General features: G+C 38.1%; 1 pseudogene. It reads right to left on the bottom strand.

The features are described 5' to 3' along the window. Positions 1 to 48: 48 nt before the first annotated feature. Positions 49 to 257 (bottom strand): annotated as a pseudogene (locus AAEY62_RS23375) (ferritin-like domain-containing protein); the annotation flags it as partial.

Below are 257 nucleotides of genomic sequence, written 5' to 3' on the forward strand. Positions count from 1 at the left end.
AACCTGAACTCAGCTTTAGGTTGAGTTATTATCCAGAATTTAGGCTACTTACTGCTTTTTCATTCGGCTCATTTCAGCATGACAGCTTTGCATTGTTAGTAATGCTTTAGCTAGTACAGCTTCGCAGTCTGCGGGTTGTGGTTTTTTCATTGAATCTTTAATTTCTTCGAGGGTTTTATCCTCAACTTCTTCTAGCTCTTTAATATACGTATCGTCGTTATTGCTGCTAAATTTAGTGATAAGCGCAGTGTAAGCAC

The sequence above is a fragment of the Pseudoalteromonas sp. GW168-MNA-CIBAN-0100 genome (genome assembly GCF_040309225.1).
Lineage (GTDB): Bacteria > Pseudomonadota > Gammaproteobacteria > Enterobacterales > Alteromonadaceae > Pseudoalteromonas > Pseudoalteromonas arctica.